The organism is Enterobacter cloacae complex sp. I3, assembly GCF_014896175.1.
In the GTDB taxonomy this organism is placed as follows: Bacteria; Pseudomonadota; Gammaproteobacteria; order Enterobacterales; family Enterobacteriaceae; genus Enterobacter; species Enterobacter bugandensis.
Genome location: NZ_JADBQZ010000012.1, coordinates 1 through 15,574, shown reverse-complemented (window position 1 = coordinate 15,574; position 15,574 = coordinate 1). Strand labels below are relative to the sequence as shown.

Annotated in this window: 17 protein-coding genes and 1 tRNA gene; 13 read left to right on the top strand and 5 right to left on the bottom strand. The window is 55.2% G+C overall.

Annotated elements, in window-relative coordinates:
• Positions 1 to 183: 183 nt before the first annotated feature.
• The 5 genes from IM271_RS10965 to IM271_RS10945 all read left to right on the top strand — a co-directional run bounded on the left by IM271_RS10965 (position 184) and on the right by IM271_RS10945 (position 6,960).
• Entirely contained in the window at positions 184 to 636 is a 453-nt protein-coding gene (locus tag IM271_RS10965; protein ID WP_193052595.1) for a YhcH/YjgK/YiaL family protein, read from the top strand.
• A gap of 202 nt (positions 637 to 838) precedes the next feature.
• Positions 839 to 1,747: a 2-keto-3-deoxygluconate aldolase gene (gene yagE / locus IM271_RS10960; RefSeq protein WP_193052594.1), complete on the top strand. Its 909-nt coding sequence runs from the start codon at positions 839 to 841 to the stop codon at positions 1,745 to 1,747.
• A gap of 14 nt (positions 1,748 to 1,761) precedes the next feature.
• Positions 1,762 to 3,729 (top strand): xylonate dehydratase YagF, encoded by a 1,968-nt coding sequence (gene yagF, locus IM271_RS10955; protein WP_193052593.1) that lies wholly within the window; start codon positions 1,762 to 1,764, stop codon positions 3,727 to 3,729.
• Positions 3,730 to 3,955: 226 nt separating this feature from the next.
• A complete protein-coding gene (locus IM271_RS10950; protein WP_193052592.1) occupies positions 3,956 to 5,338 on the top strand; it encodes an MFS transporter in 1,383 nt (460 codons plus the stop codon).
• An 11-nt stretch (positions 5,339 to 5,349) separates the two neighbouring features.
• The gene (locus tag IM271_RS10945; RefSeq protein WP_193052591.1) at positions 5,350 to 6,960 is read left to right on the top strand and encodes a glycoside hydrolase family 43 protein; all 1,611 of its coding nucleotides are present in this window, start codon (positions 5,350 to 5,352) and stop codon (positions 6,958 to 6,960) included.
• Here IM271_RS10945 and xynR read toward each other — a convergent pair.
• The 5 genes from xynR to IM271_RS20225 all read right to left on the bottom strand — a co-directional run bounded on the left by xynR (position 6,945) and on the right by IM271_RS20225 (position 10,063).
• Positions 6,945 to 7,706, bottom strand: a complete 762-nt coding sequence (gene xynR, locus IM271_RS10940; RefSeq protein ID WP_100170992.1) for a DNA-binding transcriptional repressor XynR — start codon at positions 7,704 to 7,706, stop codon at positions 6,945 to 6,947. The two genes, IM271_RS10945 and xynR, sit on opposite strands and share 16 nt — an antisense overlap.
• A gap of 193 nt (positions 7,707 to 7,899) precedes the next feature.
• Positions 7,900 to 8,352, bottom strand: coding sequence for a DUF3828 domain-containing protein (locus IM271_RS10935; RefSeq protein WP_193052590.1), 453 nt, complete (start codon positions 8,350 to 8,352; stop codon positions 7,900 to 7,902).
• 1 nt (position 8,353) lies between these two features.
• Positions 8,354 to 8,716: a CHAP domain-containing protein gene (locus IM271_RS10930; RefSeq protein ID WP_193052589.1), complete on the bottom strand. Its 363-nt coding sequence runs from the start codon at positions 8,714 to 8,716 to the stop codon at positions 8,354 to 8,356.
• A gap of 277 nt (positions 8,717 to 8,993) precedes the next feature.
• The gene (gene argF / locus IM271_RS10925) at positions 8,994 to 9,998 is read right to left on the bottom strand and encodes an ornithine carbamoyltransferase (protein WP_193052588.1); all 1,005 of its coding nucleotides are present in this window, start codon (positions 9,996 to 9,998) and stop codon (positions 8,994 to 8,996) included.
• Positions 9,968 to 10,063: a hypothetical protein gene (locus IM271_RS20225; protein ID WP_213014347.1), complete on the bottom strand. Its 96-nt coding sequence runs from the start codon at positions 10,061 to 10,063 to the stop codon at positions 9,968 to 9,970. The genes argF and IM271_RS20225 overlap by 31 nt, the downstream gene beginning before the upstream one ends.
• A gap of 99 nt (positions 10,064 to 10,162) precedes the next feature.
• Here IM271_RS20225 and rraB point away from each other — a divergent pair, with 99 nt between their 5' ends.
• The 8 genes from rraB (at position 10,163) to IM271_RS10885 (ending at position 15,405) form a co-directional block, all read left to right on the top strand.
• A complete protein-coding gene (gene rraB, locus IM271_RS10920; protein ID WP_003862940.1) occupies positions 10,163 to 10,588 on the top strand; it encodes a ribonuclease E inhibitor RraB in 426 nt (141 codons plus the stop codon).
• A 47-nt stretch (positions 10,589 to 10,635) separates the two neighbouring features.
• Positions 10,636 to 11,394 carry a tRNA isopentenyl-2-thiomethyl-A-37 hydroxylase MiaE gene (gene miaE / locus IM271_RS10915; protein WP_193052587.1) on the top strand — a complete coding sequence of 253 codons (759 nt, stop codon included), beginning with the start codon at positions 10,636 to 10,638 and terminating at the stop codon, positions 11,392 to 11,394.
• Positions 11,395 to 11,424: 30 nt separating this feature from the next.
• Positions 11,425 to 12,147 carry a topoisomerase II gene (locus tag IM271_RS10910; RefSeq protein ID WP_193052586.1) on the top strand — a complete coding sequence of 241 codons (723 nt, stop codon included), beginning with the start codon at positions 11,425 to 11,427 and terminating at the stop codon, positions 12,145 to 12,147.
• Positions 12,148 to 12,251: 104 nt separating this feature from the next.
• A tRNA-Leu gene (locus IM271_RS10905) sits at positions 12,252 to 12,336 on the top strand.
• A 189-nt stretch (positions 12,337 to 12,525) separates the two neighbouring features.
• Positions 12,526 to 13,776, top strand: a complete 1,251-nt coding sequence (locus tag IM271_RS10900; RefSeq protein ID WP_040252005.1) for an integrase arm-type DNA-binding domain-containing protein — start codon at positions 12,526 to 12,528, stop codon at positions 13,774 to 13,776.
• A gap of 110 nt (positions 13,777 to 13,886) precedes the next feature.
• Complete coding sequence (locus tag IM271_RS10895) at positions 13,887 to 14,696, top strand: DUF6387 family protein (RefSeq protein WP_193052585.1); 810 nt, start codon at positions 13,887 to 13,889, stop codon at positions 14,694 to 14,696.
• A gap of 166 nt (positions 14,697 to 14,862) precedes the next feature.
• A complete protein-coding gene (locus IM271_RS10890) occupies positions 14,863 to 15,069 on the top strand; it encodes an AlpA family transcriptional regulator (RefSeq protein ID WP_193052584.1) in 207 nt (68 codons plus the stop codon).
• A gap of 21 nt (positions 15,070 to 15,090) precedes the next feature.
• A complete protein-coding gene (locus IM271_RS10885) occupies positions 15,091 to 15,405 on the top strand; it encodes a hypothetical protein (RefSeq protein WP_001019184.1) in 315 nt (104 codons plus the stop codon).
• Positions 15,406 to 15,574: the final 169 nt, after the last annotated feature.

Below are 15,574 nucleotides of genomic sequence, written 5' to 3'. Positions count from 1 at the left end.
GTGTGCGAAATGAGGTTATGCATAACCGCTGCATAATTGCCTGGGCAGGATTAACAGCGGGTTAACACCTTTCCCGATAAACATGCGCTCGCGCAAGCCTCGTCGAAAAAGGGCTGGTATGGCAGCTTGGATTCTCGTATAAAAGATAAAAATGAAACATTGTTTTATATTGAGGATTGAAACATGATTATCGGCAACATCCACCATCTGCAGTCCTGGCTGCCTGACGCGCTGCGCCAGGCCATTGAGCACGTTAAAGCCCACGTCACCGACGCCACGCCGCACGGCAAGCACGACATCAACGGCACCAGCCTGTTTTATCTTGTGTCAGAAGACATGACCCAGCCGTTCGCCGAGCGCCGCGCCGAGTACCACGCGCGCTATCTGGATATCCAGATTGTGCTGAAGGGCCAGGAAGGGATGACGTTCAGCACCCTGCCGCACGGCACGCCGGACACCGACTGGCTGGCGGATAAAGACATCGCGTTCCTGCCGGAAGGCGAGCAGGAGAAAACCGTGGTGCTGAGCGAAGGGGATTTTGTGGTGTTCTGGCCGGGTGAAGTGCATAAGCCGCTGTGCGCGGTGGGGGAGCCTGCTAAGGTCAGAAAAGTGGTTGTTAAAATGCTGGTGGAGTAATTCCCCCTCACCCCAGCCCTCTCCCACAGGGAGAGGGCTGGGGCACCAGACTGCACCCACGCATAATGTGATCCAGCTTAAACTTCCCGCACTCCCTCCTCATCTCCCATTTACCTCCCCTTTTTCTGCGTCATAGTATGATCGTTAAATTAATGAACGCTGTTCTATAATGTAGAACAAAATGATTCAACAAGGAGATCTCATGCCGCAGTCCGCGTTGTTCACGGGAATTATTCCCCCTGTCTCCACCATTTTTACCGCCGACGGCCAGCTTGATGAGCAGGGCACCGCCGCGCTGATCGACGATCTCATCAAAGCGGGCGTTGACGGCCTGTTCTTCCTGGGCAGCGGCGGCGAGTTCTCCCAGCTCGGCGCCGAAGAGCGTAAAACCATTGCCCGCTTTGCTATCGATCACGTCGATCGTCGAGTGCCGGTGCTGATCGGCACCGGCGGTACCAACGCCCGGGAAACCATTGAACTCAGCCAGCACGCGCAGCAGGCGGGCGCGGACGGCATCGTGGTGATCAACCCCTACTACTGGAAGGTGTCGGAAGCGAACCTGATCCGCTATTTCGAGCAGGTGGCCGACAGCGTCACGCTGCCGGTGATGCTCTATAACTTCCCGGCGCTGACCGGGCAGGATCTGACTCCGGCGCTGGTGAAAACCTTGGCCGATTCGCGCAGCAATATTATCGGCATCAAAGACACCATCGACTCCGTCGCCCACCTGCGCAGCATGATCCTCACCGTTAAAGCCGCTCATCCGCACTTCACCGTGCTGTGCGGCTACGACGATCATCTGTTTAATACCCTGCTGCTCGGCGGCGACGGGGCGATTTCGGCGAGCGGCAACTTCGCCCCGCAGGTGTCGGTGGATCTTCTGAAAGCCTGGCGGGATAAAGACGTGGCGAAAGCGGCTGAGTATCATCAGACCCTGCTGCAAATCCCGCAGATGTATCAGCTGGATACGCCGTTTGTGAACGTCATTAAAGAGGCGATCGTGCTTTGTGGTCGTCCTGTCTCCACGCACGTGCTGCCGCCCGCCACGCCGCTGGACAAGCCGCGTAAGGCGCAGCTGAAAACCCTGCTGCAACAGCTCAAGCTCTGCTGAGCCGGACGATAACGATGACCATTGAGAAAATTTTCACCCCGCAGGACGATGCGTTTTATGCGGTGATCACCCACGCGGCGGGGCCGCAGGGCGCGCTGCCGCTGACCCCGCAGATGCTGATGGAATCCCCCAGCGGCAACCTGTTCGGCATGACGCAGAACGCCGGGATGGGCTGGGACGCCAACAAGCTGACCGGCAAAGAGGTGCTGATTATCGGTACCCAGGGCGGTATTCGCGCCGGGGACGGACGCCCGGTTGCGCTGGGCTACCACACCGGGCACTGGGAAATCGGCATGCAGATGCAGGCGGCGGCGAAGGAGATCACCCGCAACGGCGGGATCCCGTTTGCGGCCTTCGTCAGCGATCCGTGCGACGGGCGCTCGCAGGGCACGCACGGCATGTTCGACTCCCTGCCGTATCGTAACGACGCGGCGATCGTGTTTCGCCGTCTGATCCGCTCCTTGCCCACGCGCCGGGCGGTGATCGGCGTGGCCACCTGCGATAAAGGGCTGCCCGCCACCATGATTGCGCTGGCCTCCATGCACGACCTGCCGACCATTTTGGTGCCGGGCGGGGCGACGCTGCCGCCGACCGTGGGGGAAGATGCGGGCAAGGTGCAGACCATCGGCGCGCGCTTTGCCAACCACGAGCTCTCCTTGCAGGAGGCCGCCGAGCTCGGCTGTCGCGCCTGCGCGTCGCCGGGCGGCGGGTGCCAGTTCCTCGGCACGGCGGGCACCTCGCAGGTGGTGGCGGAAGCGCTGGGGCTGGCGCTGCCGCACTCCGCGCTGGCGCCGTCCGGGCAGGCGGTGTGGCTGGAGATCGCCCGCCAGTCGGCGCGGGCGGTGAGCGAGCTGGATAACCGCGGCATCACCACGCGCGATATCCTCACCGATAAAGCCATCGAAAACGCCATGGTGATCCACGCGGCGTTCGGCGGTTCCACGAACCTGCTGCTGCACATCCCGGCCATCGCCCACGCGGCGGGCTGCACTATTCCGGACGTAGAGCACTGGACGCGCGTCAACCGCAGGGTGCCGCGCCTGGTGAGCGTGCTGCCCAACGGCCCGGACTACCACCCGACCGTACGCGCGTTCCTCGCGGGCGGCGTGCCGGAAGTGATGCTCCACCTGCGCGATCTCGGCCTGCTGCACCTGGACGCCATGACCGTCACCGGCCAGACGGTGGGCGAGAACCTCGACTGGTGGCAGACGTCCGAGCGCCGTAAGCGCTTCCGCCAGTGCCTGCGCGAGCAGGACGGCGTGGAGCCGGATGACGTGATCCTGCCGCCGGAGAAGGCCAAAGCGAAAGGGCTGACCTCGACGGTCTGCTTCCCGACGGGCAACATCGCGCCGGAAGGTTCGGTGATCAAGGCCACGGCGATCGACCCGTCGGTGGTGGATGACGATGGCGTTTACCGCCACACCGGCCGGGTGCGGGTGTTCGTCTCGGAAGCGCAGGCGATCAAGGCCATCAAGCGGGAAGAGATTAAGCAGGGGGATATCATGGTGGTGATCGGCGGCGGCCCGTCCGGCACCGGCATGGAGGAGACCTATCAGCTCACCTCCGCGCTGAAGCATATCTCGTGGGGCAAGACGGTGTCGTTAATCACCGATGCGCGCTTCTCGGGCGTGTCGACGGGCGCCTGCTTCGGGCACGTGTCGCCGGAGGCGCTGGCGGGCGGACCGATTGGCAAGCTGCGCGACAACGACATCATCGAGATTGCCGTCGACCGCCTGACATTAACAGGCAGCGTGAACTTTATCGGCACGGCGGATAACCCGCTGACGCCCGAGGAGGGCGCGCGCGAGCTGGCGCTGCGGCAGACGCACCCGGACCTGCACGCCCACGACTTTTTGCCGGACGATACCCGGCTGTGGGCGGCATTGCAGTCGGTGAGCGGCGGCACCTGGAAAGGCTGTATTTATGACACCGATAAAATTATCGAGGTAATTAACGCCGGTAAAAAAGCGCTCGGCATTTAATTATTTTTCACGCGATTGTCGTCTACGGAATATATTCCGTGGGCGGCTTTTACTCATCTGTAATTTGTTAATTTAAACAATACGTTGCGATATATCGATGGCGTCACAAAAGCAAAATAACGTAATTCAGAAATAAGATATGACCATTGCTGGTTAATTGAACAGCTCATTACACTCCATTAACACGATGTTGTAATTCAGCACACTAAATAAGGGTGTAATTCTGATGACGCAATTAACCATGAAAGACAAAATTGGCTACGGGCTGGGTGACACCGCCTGCGGCTTTGTCTGGCAGGCCACGATGTTCCTGCTGGCCTATTTCTACACCGACGTGTTTGGTCTCTCCGCGGGCATTATGGGCACGCTGTTTTTAGTCTCCCGCGTGCTCGACGCCGTGACCGACCCGCTGATGGGGCTGCTGGTAGACCGCACCCGCACGCGGCACGGCCAGTTCCGCCCGTTCCTGCTGTGGGGCGCCATCCCGTTTGGCATCGTCTGCATGCTGACCTTCTACACGCCGGACTTCTCCGCGCAGGGCAAAATCATCTACGCCTGCGTGACCTACATTCTCCTGACCCTGGTTTACACCTTCGTTAACGTGCCCTATTGCGCCATGCCCGGCGTCATCACCGCCGACCCAAAAGAGCGCCACGCCCTTCAGTCCTGGCGTTTCTTCCTCGCCGCGGCGGGCTCGCTCGCCATCAGCGGCATCGCGCTGCCGCTGGTCAGCATCATCGGTAAGGGGGACGAGCAGGTGGGCTATTTCGGCGCCATGTGCGTGCTGGGGCTGACCGGCGTGGTGCTGCTCTACGTCTGCTTCTTCACCACCAAAGAGCGCTACACCTTTGAGGTGCAGCCGGGCTCGTCGGTGGCGAAAGATCTCAGGCTGCTGCTGGGCAACGGCCAGTGGCGCATCATGTGCGCATTCAAGATGATGGCGACCTGCTCCAACGTGGTGCGCGGCGGGGCGACGCTCTACTTCGTGAAATACGTGATGGATCACCCGGAGATGGCGACCCAGTTTTTACTTTACGGCAGCCTCGCCACCATGTTCGGCTCGCTCTGCTCGTCCCGCCTGCTGGGCCGCTTCGACCGCGTCACCGCCTTTAAGTGGATCATCGTCGCTTACTCGCTCATCAGCCTGCTGATTTTCGTCACCCCGGCCGAGCACATCGCGCTGATTTTCGCCCTTAACATCCTGTTCCTGTTCGTCTTTAACACCACCACGCCGCTACAGTGGCTGATGGCCTCCGACGTGGTGGATTACGAGGAGAGCCGCAGCGGGCGTCGCCTCGACGGGCTGGTGTTCTCCACTTACCTGTTCAGCCTGAAGATTGGCCTGGCGATTGGCGGGGCGGTGGTGGGCTGGATCCTGGCCTGGGTGAACTACTCCGCCAGCAGCAGCGTGCAGCCGGTTGAGGTGCTCACCACCATCAAAATTCTGTTCTGCGTGGTGCCGGTGGTGCTCTACGCGGGCATGTTCATCATGCTGTCGTTCTACAAGCTCACCGACGACCGCGTGGAGGCCATCAGCCAGCAGCTGATCAAACACCGCGCGGCGCAGGGCGAGGCCGTTCCCGACGCCGCGACAGCCGCATCCCATTAACCGGAGGCAACATGGAAATTACCAACCCGATCCTGACCGGCTTCAACCCGGACCCGTCCCTCTGCCGTCAGGGCGAGGACTACTTCATCGCCACCTCGACCTTCGAGTGGTTCCCGGGCGTGCGCATCTACCACTCCCGCGACCTGAAAAACTGGTCGCTGGTCAGCACGCCGCTGGACCGCGTGTCGATGCTGGACATGAAGGGCAACCCGGACTCCGGCGGCATCTGGGCGCCGTGCCTGAGCTACGCCGACGGCAAATTCTGGCTGCTCTATACCGACGTGAAGATTGTCGACTCGCCGTGGAAAAATGGCCGCAACTTCCTCGTCACCGCGCCGTCCATTGAGGGGCCGTGGAGCGAGCCGATCCCGATGGGCAACGGTGGGTTCGATCCGTCCCTGTTCCACGACGACGATGGCCGCAAATACTACCTCTACCGTCCGTGGGGGCCGCGTCACCACAGCAACCCGCACAACACCATTGTGATGCAGGAGTTTGACCCGCAGACCGGCACGCTCTCGCCCGAGCGCAAAACGCTGTTTACCGGTACGCCGCTCTGCTACACCGAAGGAGCACATCTTTATCGCCACGCGGGCTGGTACTACCTGATGGTTGCCGAGGGCGGCACCAGCTACGAGCACGCGGTCGTGGTACTGCGTTCCAAAAACATCGACGGGCCGTACGAGCTGCACCCGGACGTGACGATGATGACCAGCTGGCACCTGCCGGAGAACCCACTGCAGAAGAGCGGCCACGGCTCGCTGCTGCAGACCCATACGGGTGAATGGTACATGGCCTACCTCACCAGCCGCCCGCTGCGTCTGCCCGGCGTGCCGCTGCTGGCCTCCGGCGGGCGCGGCTACTGCCCGCTGGGGCGCGAGACCGGCATCGCCCGCATTGCGTGGCGCGACGGCTGGCCGTCCGTGGAGGGCGGCAAGCACGCGCAGCTGACCGTGCCCGGCCCACAGGTGGCGGAGCAGCCCGCAGCCGCTCAGGGTAACTGGCGGGATGATTTTGACGGCAACACGCTTGACCCGCAGCTACAGACCCTGCGCATTCCGTTCGACGACACCCTCGGCTCGCTCACCGCCCGCCCGGGCTACTTACGGCTCTACGGCAACGACTCGCTCAACTCGACCTTCACCCAGTCGACCGTGGCGCGCCGCTGGCAGCACTTCACCTTTCGCGCCGAGACGCGGATGCAGTTCTCGCCGGTTCACTTCCAGCAGAGTGCGGGGCTGACCTGCTACTACAACAGCAAAAACTGGAGCTACTGCTTTGTGGACTACGAGGAGGGGCAGGGGAGAACCATCAAGGTGATCCAGCTCGACCACAACGTGCCGTCGTGGCCGCTGCACGAGCAGCCGATTCCGGTGCCGGAACATGCGGAGAGCGTATGGCTACGCGTGGACGTGGATACGCTGGTCTACCGCTACAGCTACTCGTTCGACGGCGAGACGTGGCACGCCGTGCCGGTGACCTATGAAGCGTGGAAGCTGTCGGATGACTACATCGGCGGGCGCGGCTTCTTTACCGGCGCGTTTGTGGGGCTGCACTGCGAGGACATCAGCGGCGACGGCTGTCACGCGGACTTCGACTACTTCACTTACGAGCCGGTATAGCCCAGCGCGCGTGAGAGCTCGAGCCCGGCCTGCTGAAGCTCCTCGCGGAAGCGGGCCAGCTCGGCGTCGTCCACGCGGGAGGTGAGCGTCGACAGGCTCAGGGCGGCAATCACGCGGGATTCGTGGTTCCACACCGGCACCGCCACACAGCGCACGCCCTGCTCGTTCTCTTCGCTGTCCAGGGCGTAGCCCTGCTCGCGGGTCTGCGCCAGGGCGGTCATTAACGCTTCGCGGGAGGCGAGGGTAGCGGGTGTAAAGGTGGTGTACTGATAGCCCTCCAGCAGGGCGTTAAGCTCGGCCTCGCCCAGCCAGGCAATCAACACCTTGCCGATGGCGGTGGCGTGAACCGGCAGGCGGCGGCCGATGCGCGAATAGGCGATGGCGGCGAGCTTGCCTTCAATCTTCTCGATATAGACTCCTTCACGCCCGTCCAGGATCCCCAGATGGGTGGTCTGCCCGGTCCGCTGGGACAGCTCCGTCAGCCAGCCTTTCGCCTTCTGGCGAATATCGATGGAGCCCACGACAAAATGGCCGCGCTCGACCAGCTTCATGCCGAGGCGATATTTGCCGTTCTCCGGGTTCTGATCGATATAGCCGTGAAGCTGCAGGGTTTTCAGCAGCGAGTGGAGGGTACTCTTGCTAAGCCCCATCAGTTTGCTGATGTCGGTGATCTTAAGCTCGGTGGCCTGTTCGTTGAACAGGTCGAGGATCTGCAACGCACGTTCAACAGACTGAATAATCGGCATAATGCTGGCATGTCCACGCTGGAATGAAGGCGAAAACGTACCTTTTTCGGGGTGAAAAATCAATTAAGGGGAGCCGGTTTGCCCGGCGGCGCTTCGCTTGCACGGGCCTACGGGTTTTGTTGGCCGGGTAAGCGCTGTGTCACCCGGCAGGAAGATCGCACCGATCCAATATCATGTCAGTACGTTGTTTGGCTCAGTTCGGTATAGTCAGGTTTCTTGAAAATTCAACAGCAGAAACCGACTGCACCTTCCATAAGTTGTTTTCTTTAACCATGCAGTCTATGACTACGTGGTCCTGCTTTTTACCGAATGCAATGTATACGTTGACACAGACTGGATCGGTATCCCCGGCTATGGCTGTTACATTCTGCGGCCAGTCATCGCCGACGTATTGCGCTTTTAAAAATATATCAGCCTCGTAAAAGTCTTCGTCTGCATAGCGAGGATCCTGCGCGTGACGGAGTTTTTTCATTGTTGATGCTGTGACATATTTATCTATTTCGTTTCCATCAGTGATGGGAAATATGTCTTTGTTGATTTGATTTACGTACCAGCTGTTAAATTTTTCAGCACGCTCAATCGGATCAGAATGGCCAGCCATTGCAGAAAAAGAGAATATGAAGAGAAGCAGTAAGATATTTTTCATATCAGTAGTGCCTGTAAAGGGTGATTTTGGGCTGTATCTTCCGATATGTCTGGCCGGGATAAAGGCTATTCTGTTTAAAGTCTGAATACCAGGTACCCGATCCGTCGTAGATACAAGCATGCCCGTTCTGATGCGCTCCAGGTAATGCGTCAATGACTGCAACATCACCCTCAATAGGGGTGCCATACACTTTACTGAATCCTGCCTTCTCAAGAGAATGCCAGAAGTTTTTTGCATCAGCGCCATCAATCTTCAGTCCTCCGGCGCGGATAGCTGCAGCAACGGCGCGGGCGCAGTAACCGGTACTTTTATGATGTGCGTGGCTGCGGGCATACGACACAGCTTCATGCTTATTCCATGACATAAATAATCCTCATTAACGAAATGCAACAATAAGGAAATATTACGCCGATAAAATACGGTATTTTGTAATTGATAATGACCTGATGTTAACCACTATCTGCTCAATAAATAATGGTTAATAAAAACATAAATACTTATTATGGTTAATGTCTATCTGAGAAAGCGGCAGTAAAAATATTTTTCTGCCAGACCATAACGCTGTTGTCATATTTTAGGGTTTTCTCCCTCTCCCTGTGGGAGAGGGCCGGGGTGAGGGCACCAGACCGCAGACGAGCCAATCACTCCCCAAGCGTCGCCACCATCACCGCCTTAATCGTGTGCATCCGGTTTTCCGCCTGGTCGAACACGATGCTCGCCGCCGACTCAAACACCTCGTCCGTCACCTCCATCCCGCCGTGCAGGTCGAACTCCTTCGCCATCTGCTTGCCGAGCGAGGTCTGGTCGTCATGGAACGCGGGCAGACAGTGCAGGAACTTCACGTTCGGATTGCCGGTCAGCGCCATCATCTGCGCGTTCACCTGATACCCCCGCAGCAGCGCAATCCGCTCCGCCCACTTCTCTTTGGCTTCGCCCATCGACACCCAGACGTCGGTATAGATAAAGTCCGCGCCCTTCACGCCCGCCGCCACGTCTTCCGTCAGGGTGATTTTGCCGCCGTGCTTCTCCGCCAGCGCGCTGCACTCCGCCACCAGGCTCTCTTCCGGCCAGCAGGCTTTCGGGGCCACCAGGCGCAGATCCAGCCCGGTCAGCGCCGCCGCTTCCAGCATCGAGTTGCCCATGTTGTTGCGCGCGTCGCCCGCGTAGACCAGCGTCATCTCGTTAAACGCCTTCCCCGGCAGGTGCTCCTGCATGGTCAGCAGGTCCGCCAGCAGCTGCGTCGGGTGAAACTCGTTAGTCAGCCCGTTCCACACTGGCACGCCCGCATACTGCGCCAGCGTTTCGACGACTTCCTGGCCGTGGCCGCGATACTGAATGCCGTCGTACATCCGCCCGAGAACCCGTGCGGTGTCCTTAATTGACTCTTTATGCCCAATCTGGCTGCCGCTCGGCCCTAAATAGGTAACGCGCGCGCCCTGGTCAAATGCGGCAACTTCGAAAGAGCAACGTGTACGGGTCGAGTCTTTTTCGAAGATGAGCGCGATGTTCTTACCGGTAAGCTTCTGTACTTCCTTGCCCTTTTTTTTATCGGCCTTGAGCTGTGCGGCAAGGGTCAGCAGAGAAGTGAACTGTGCAGGGGTAAAGTCGAGCAATTTCAGAAAGTGTTTCTTGTACAGATCAGACATTTTATCCTCACATGGCGAACGCCACTTATTGAATTAAAATTCACTTTATATGTGTAATTATTCATTTGCAACCCCGTTTCACAAATCTTTCCAACAAAGGTGGAGGCAAACCCGTCCGTGTGTGAAAATAGAAGTATCTGCCGCACTTTAAAGAGGATTGAGCCATGGCAAACCCGGAATTACTGGAAGAGCAACGCGAAGAGACGCGTCTGATTATTGAAGAGCTGCTGGAAGACGGTAGCGATCCGGACGCGCTGTACACCATCGAGCACCATTTCTCTGCGGATGATTTCGACGCGCTGGAAAAAATGGCCGTGGAGGCCTTCAAGCTGGGTTACGAAGTGACCGAGCCGGAAGAGCTGGAAGTGGAAGAGGGCGACACCGTCATCTGCTGCGACATCCTGAGCGAAGGCGCGCTGAAGGCGGAGCTGATCGACGCGCAGGTAGAACAGCTGATGAACCTGGCCGAGAAGTTTGAGGTGGAATACGACGGCTGGGGAACCTACTTCGAAGATCCGAACGGTGAAGACGGCGAAGAAGGCGACGACGAAGATTACGTCGACGAAGACGACGACGGCGTGCGTCACTAAGTGATTCAGGCGGTGGCGCGCGCCACCGCTTTTTTCAAGGCAGAACCATGGATTACCCGCAGATACTCGCCCCCGTACTCAACTTCCTCCAGTGCCCGACCCCGCAAGCATGGATTGATAAAGCCCGCGACCCGGTAAACCTGCCGCTGCTGCTCACCGACCACATGGTGTGCGAGCTCAAGGCCGCCCAGACCGCGTTATTACTCGTGCGTAAATACGTCGCCGACGAAAGCGGTGCCGACGCGCTGCTCGACTGGCTCAAACCCTACGAACAGTTCACCTTTCGCGACGGCCCGGAGCCGGACTTCATCGCCCTGCACAGGCAGATTGGCAAAAGCGTAATGCCCAAAACCGACGACCCGTGGGGCCAGGCGCTCATCGACAGCATGGTGCTGCTGATTAAAGAGGAGCTGCACCACTTCTGGCAGGTGCGCGAGGCGATGCTGGCCCGCGGCATTCCGTACGTCAAAATCACCGCCAGCCGCTACGCCAAAGGGATGCTGAAGGAAGTGCGCACTCACGAACCGCTGACGCTGATCGACAAGCTCATCTGCGGCGCCTACATCGAAGCCCGCTCCTGCGAACGCTTCGCCGCGCTGGCCCCGTTCCTCGACGATGATTTGCAGAAGTTCTATCTCTCGCTGCTGCGCTCGGAAGCGCGCCACTACCAGGACTACCTGACGCTGGCCCAGCAGGTAAGCGACGACGATATCTCACCGCGCATACAGCATTTTGGCGAAATTGAAGCCACACTTATCTCGACACCGGACAACGAGTTTCGCTTCCACAGCGGCGTGCCGGTGTAAACCGGCATAACGCAAGGATAAGGATGCGAGATGAAAAAAACGTGGATCAGTACGGTCATTGTTATTGTCGCGGCTGCCGCCGTGGCGTTCTGGGTCTTCTTCGACAGGCAGCGCGCTCCGGAAGCGCAAATTGATACCGCCCTCCACGCGATGCCCGCCTGGCAGGTGATCAAGGAGCAGGAGCCTGTGCTGCATCAGCGCATCCTCGACCAGATGGCCGCCCTGCAAAAGGCCGGCGAGCCGGAGCAGCACATTATCGACACCATCCAGCCGCAGATCCTGCATTTGCAGATGACGCGCCTGCAAAACGCCCCGGACGCCAACGTGGTGAACTACATGACCATCAACATGGAGCAAACCGCCGCCATCCAGAAGGTGAGCGACGACGCCTGCTTCCGCTTCCTCTACCCGACGGTGAAGGGCGGCGTGAACCCGATGCGCATGCTTGATAAAGACCTGATGACGCGGCGCATGCAGGCCGACGCGGACATGATGCGCGCGGCCTACGGCAAAAACCGCCACACCGTGACCCAGGCCGAACGCGAGGCGGCTGTCGAGGACGTGCGGCCGATTATGAAGGAACTTGCCGATAAGTACGGCGAGGACATCCAGCTGTTGCAGATGCCGGAGAAGGCGGCGGGCAAAGAGAAGCTCTCCTGCGATATGGTGCAGGATATGTGGGCGAAGGTGCTGGCGCTGCCGGAGCAGAAGGCGGCAGGGGTGATTCGTCTGGCGGTGTCTGAGCTGGAGTGAAGGGGCGCTGGTTTTTTGGGCACTTAGAGTGGGTTTCGCGCGTCGTCGCTTGCATGGCGGCGCGCGACAGGTATAATCCACAACGTTTCCGCATCCCCTTCAGTGCCGAAGTGGCGAAATCGGTAGACGCAGTTGATTCAAAATCAACCGTAGAAATACGTGCCGGTTCGAGTCCGGCCTTCGGCACCATACAAAGCTTTTTTCAAGTCTACTAACGTCTACTTTAGTCTACAAAAACAGTAAGTTAAGCGAATTTCTGACTTGGCTTAGTCTGTTCACGTCTACTCAATTCCTTGAACATATACCAACCGATGATGGTATAACTGATGGTATTCCCGGTTCGATTGATTTTGGTACCAACACTGGAGGTATCAACTGATGGCTCTCACCGATATCAAAGTTAGGACTACCAAGCCCTCCGACAAACCTTTCAAACTCACAGATGGGCAGGGTATGCACCTGCTGATCAACCCCAATGGTTCAAAATACTGGCGACTTCAATACCGTTTCGATGGCAAACAGAAAGTTTTAGCATTGGGTGTTTATCCAATGGTCTCTCTTGGTGAAGCTCGCAGGAAACGAGATGAGGCCAAAAAGTTGGTATCTGTTGGTATTGATCCTTCTGAGAAGAAAAAAGCCGACAAGATCGAGCAGAGCGAAGCTCTTACTTTTGAATCTGTTGCCAGAGACTGGCATAAGGCTTGTAAAAGGAAATGGTCAGATTCCCATAGCGAGAGAGTTCTAAAAAGCATGGAAGATGGTCTCTTTACTGCTATTGGTAAAAGAAAAATATCCGAGCTTAGTACCAGAGATCTTCTTGCCCCTATCAAGGCTGTTGAAGCTTCTGGGCGACTGGAAGTTGCTTCCCGCCTACAGCAAAGAACAACGGCAGTGATGCGATATGCTGTCCAGAACGGGCTGATAGATTACAACCCTGCTCAGGAGATGGCAGGAGCTATTGCGGTAGCAAAAAGAACCCACCGACCGGCATTACCGTTTGATCGCTTCTCTGAACTCCTGGAGCGAATTGAAATATTCAAAGGTAGAAAGCTCACGAAGTTAGCCGTAAAGCTTACATTGCTCATTTTCATTCGTTCGAGTGAACTCAGGTTTGCTCGTTGGTCAGAGATAGATTTCGACAATGCCATGTGGACTATTCCTGCAGAGCGAGAGCCATTACCCGGAGTGAAACATTCGCATCGTGGTTCGAAAATGCGAACTCCACACCTTGTTCCTTTGAGTTGTCAGGCATTGTCTGTGTTGATGGAAATTAAAGAGATCAGCGGTGACCATGAACTCGTGTTCATTGGCGACCATGATTTCAGAAAGCCCATGAGTGAAAATACGGTAAACAAGGCTTTGAGGTCTATGGGCTATGACACAACCGTGGAGGTCTGTGGACATGGATTCAGAGCTATGGCTTGTAGTGCTTTAATTGAATCCGGTTTGTGGTCGAAAGATGCTGTTGAACGGCAAATGAGCCATCAGGAGCGGAACTCAGTTCGTGCTGCCTACATACATAAAGCAGAGCACCTTGATGAGAGAAAGCTTATGTTGCAGTGGTGGGCCGATTACCTTGACCTCCTTAGAATACGACAAGTTTCACCATTTGATTTTAAAAAGATTTAACTATGAATAGTAGATGATCAATCGCTCTCCCTTATCAATCTTGTTAAGGGAGAAGTAATTCAAATAAGCAGTGTTAACTCATTCAAGCTTTGAATACAGTGGAGGGATTAATGAAAGTAGTAAGCCCTTATGAAGAATTAAAAAGCTGGTTTAGTCTCGAAAACTATGAGCAGTTAAAATCACTTACAATCAAAGAACTGCATACTGAGCTTGCCTTTAGAGAAGCGATTTTCGACAGTGTAAATTTTGGATGGGAAGATGATAACCAAAATTTAAGGTCTATCCTTGAAGGTAATCCTATTTTAAGCAGACAAGATAATAATCATGGTCATTTTGGCAAGGGTCAAAGACATGTTGCGCAGGTTAGCTTTGGTGATATAAAAAAATTAGAGAACAAGTTAATAATGTTTAGCATGGATTTTTTTGAAGAAAATGGCGATTTCAAAAAAGAGTTGAAAAAGAAACCAATAACAAAAACTATGAGAGACTTTTTTCTTAACCAAAATAGCAGCAAGATGTATGTTTCATTTGATTTAGGAATGTCCAGCGATGAAGAAATTATAACAGCCTTACAAACGATGCTACCCGTTCTCAGGAAAGAATATGAAATTGAGCCAGTAAAAACAGAAAAAATTGGACTGGCAAAAATAAGAAAACTTGTCGATTACAATATTATCCCAATGATGGATCTATTGATTTGGGCAAAATTTAAAAAAGTAAAAATCTCAAATATGGTGTTGTCTCGTGTCTTGTATCCCGACTTTACAAATGAGATCAGAGGAGAAGAACACATTAAAGATACAGACAGGCCTGTTGCAGAAAAGTCATTGAATGGAGAAACAACCCGTAGTCTGGAATACTTTATCAGCAAAAACAGCCATCTCCTCAACATACCGATTTTTGAACTCGGCTCTTTCTAGTTGTAAATCATCATGTTAATTGTCAAGGGGAGGGCGTAAATATTTTTCTTCCCCGGAATTTTCTTTCATTCTTCCCTCATCTAACTTTTCAGTTATTAGCATTCCCTTCATAGATACAAATCTGTGTGGCTAATATCTTCGTAACGGAAGCGGAGGAGACAGCCAAATGACTACAACTAATCAAAGCTTAATTCGTTTACCAGAAGTCTTGAAACGAACTGGTTTCGGCAAGGCATGGATCTATCGTCTGATCAGTGAAGGTCGATTTCCGGCACCAGTGAAGATCGGAGTTCGTGCTGTTGCTTTTGTCGAGAGTGAAGTTGAAGAGTGGATTCAATCAGTTATCGAAACAAGCAGAATAAAAGTTGCTTAATTAAACCTGGGAGAGATTGTTATGAATATCGAAGAATTTATGAGTGAAGAAAACCATATGTGCAATTTAGGCGAAGATCTTTTTGGTAAGATTTTCGAACCCGGAGCGATTTATGACTTACCTGATAATGAATTTAACAGAAAGATTGTTTACTGGTTAAGCCAGTATTTAGTTGGGAATCTGAGAGACCCGCTAGATGCGATTTTTGAGCTTAATATTTTCGATCAGTTTTATGTCTATGAAACATGGTTCTCGCTTATTAAATGCCCTGTAGAAATGAAAAGTCTTTCAAAGCGAATAATCCAATACCATATTGGGCTGAAAACTCTTTTGTAAAAATGTAAAGTTTGGTCCCATATTTTGGCTTAAAACCTTACAAAATAACTTACATTATTTTGGTTGCCGTTTATTAGCAAGGCAGTGAGAGAGTTTTCTAAGTATTAGGTGTACATAATATAAACTAGATCTACCAGATGATAATTTGACAGGAATAATCGTCTATCTC

Coding starts and splice junctions, on each gene's coding strand:
- IM271_RS10950 (WP_193052592.1), top strand. CDS start 3,956: ATGACGCAATTAACCATGAAAGACAAAATTGGCTACGGGCTGGGTGAC.
- IM271_RS10965 (WP_193052595.1), top strand. CDS start 184: ATGATTATCGGCAACATCCACCATCTGCAGTCCTGGCTGCCTGACGCG.
- IM271_RS10935 (WP_193052590.1), bottom strand. CDS start 8,352: ATGAAAAATATCTTACTGCTTCTCTTCATATTCTCTTTTTCTGCAATG.
- argF (WP_193052588.1), bottom strand. CDS start 9,998: ATGTCTGATCTGTACAAGAAACACTTTCTGAAATTGCTCGACTTTACC.
- IM271_RS10895 (WP_193052585.1), top strand. CDS start 13,887: ATGAAAGTAGTAAGCCCTTATGAAGAATTAAAAAGCTGGTTTAGTCTC.
- IM271_RS10910 (WP_193052586.1), top strand. CDS start 11,425: ATGAAAAAAACGTGGATCAGTACGGTCATTGTTATTGTCGCGGCTGCC.
- IM271_RS10885 (WP_001019184.1), top strand. CDS start 15,091: ATGAATATCGAAGAATTTATGAGTGAAGAAAACCATATGTGCAATTTA.
- yagF (WP_193052593.1), top strand. CDS start 1,762: ATGACCATTGAGAAAATTTTCACCCCGCAGGACGATGCGTTTTATGCG.
- IM271_RS10900 (WP_040252005.1), top strand. CDS start 12,526: ATGGCTCTCACCGATATCAAAGTTAGGACTACCAAGCCCTCCGACAAA.
- IM271_RS10890 (WP_193052584.1), top strand. CDS start 14,863: ATGACTACAACTAATCAAAGCTTAATTCGTTTACCAGAAGTCTTGAAA.
- rraB (WP_003862940.1), top strand. CDS start 10,163: ATGGCAAACCCGGAATTACTGGAAGAGCAACGCGAAGAGACGCGTCTG.
- miaE (WP_193052587.1), top strand. CDS start 10,636: ATGGATTACCCGCAGATACTCGCCCCCGTACTCAACTTCCTCCAGTGC.
- IM271_RS20225 (WP_213014347.1), bottom strand. CDS start 10,063: ATGAATAATTACACATATAAAGTGAATTTTAATTCAATAAGTGGCGTT.
- xynR (WP_100170992.1), bottom strand. CDS start 7,706: ATGCCGATTATTCAGTCTGTTGAACGTGCGTTGCAGATCCTCGACCTG.
- IM271_RS10930 (WP_193052589.1), bottom strand. CDS start 8,716: ATGTCATGGAATAAGCATGAAGCTGTGTCGTATGCCCGCAGCCACGCA.
- IM271_RS10945 (WP_193052591.1), top strand. CDS start 5,350: ATGGAAATTACCAACCCGATCCTGACCGGCTTCAACCCGGACCCGTCC.
- yagE (WP_193052594.1), top strand. CDS start 839: ATGCCGCAGTCCGCGTTGTTCACGGGAATTATTCCCCCTGTCTCCACC.